The organism is Oleiphilus sp. HI0066, assembly GCF_001635725.1.
Genome location: NZ_LWFH01001617.1, coordinates 1 through 946, shown reverse-complemented (window position 1 = coordinate 946; position 946 = coordinate 1). Strand labels below are relative to the sequence as shown.

At 44.8% G+C, this 946-nt stretch carries 1 protein-coding gene and 1 pseudogene; both read left to right on the top strand.

Features of this window, described 5'->3' with window-relative positions:
- A pseudogene (locus tag A3738_RS25420) lies at window positions 1–635 on the top strand (3-dehydroquinate synthase); the annotation flags it as partial.
- 22 nt (window positions 636–657) lie between these two features.
- Window positions 658–946, top strand: a 289-nt coding sequence (locus tag A3738_RS25415) for a hypothetical protein (protein ID WP_197474032.1), incomplete at its 3' end; no start/stop codon positions are given.

The following is a 946-nucleotide window of genomic DNA, read 5'->3' as shown; positions in this document are numbered from 1 at the left end:
CGCTCGGTAAAAACATGATAGGTGCGTTTTATCAGCCAAAAGCCGTTGTAATCGATACTGCTAGTCTGTCCACCTTACCTGAGCGAGAAGTGTCTGCAGGCTTGGCAGAAGTAGTTAAATACGGATTGATTCGTGATTTGCCATTCTTTGAGTGGTTAGAAAAGCATGTGTCCGATATTCGAGCGCTTGATGAAGCAAGTCTGCGTTACGCTATTTTGACCTCCTGTGCATGCAAGGCGATTGTTGTTGAGGAAGATGAAACAGAAGGCGGTGTTCGTGCAATTTTGAATCTTGGGCATACCTTCGGCCATGCTATTGAGACGTTTTCAGGTTATGGAAATTGGTTGCACGGTGAGGCTGTTGGTGCAGGTATTGCAATGGCCGCGCATATGTCTAAGTTGCTGGGGTGCCTATCAGAAAGCGATGAAGAGCGGATTCTGAAAGTCTTGAATGATTGTGCTTTACCGATTCGAGGCCCAGAAGTCATGTCAGCTCAGGATTATCTCGAACTGATGTCTGTTGATAAGAAAGTGTTAGATGGTACTTTGCGTCTAGTGCTCATGGACCGCTTAGGGTTTGCGCGAGTGACAGATGATTTTGAGCATAGTACGTTGTTGAAAGTTCTTCCAAATTAGCCTTGTAGAAAAGGGATAATCAATGAGTCAGGCGCATTTTTTATCGATTGCCAAACGTCTCTGTGTAGATGATGCCGCCCTGTCGGCGCAATTGTCGGAAGGGCAAGGTTTTTTCTTTAAAGGTGCTCAACGCCAACATCAACTAGAAAGTGTTCGTCATTTAGCTTGCTTTGGTGACTTACTGCTTTGGCTTCATGCTCCTAAAGGTTCGGGTAAGACGCATTTGATTGATCAAATCCATGCTGAACTAAAATCTGAACTGAATTTGATTTCTATTTCCGCTGAGGCTGATATGACTCCGGCGGATATTG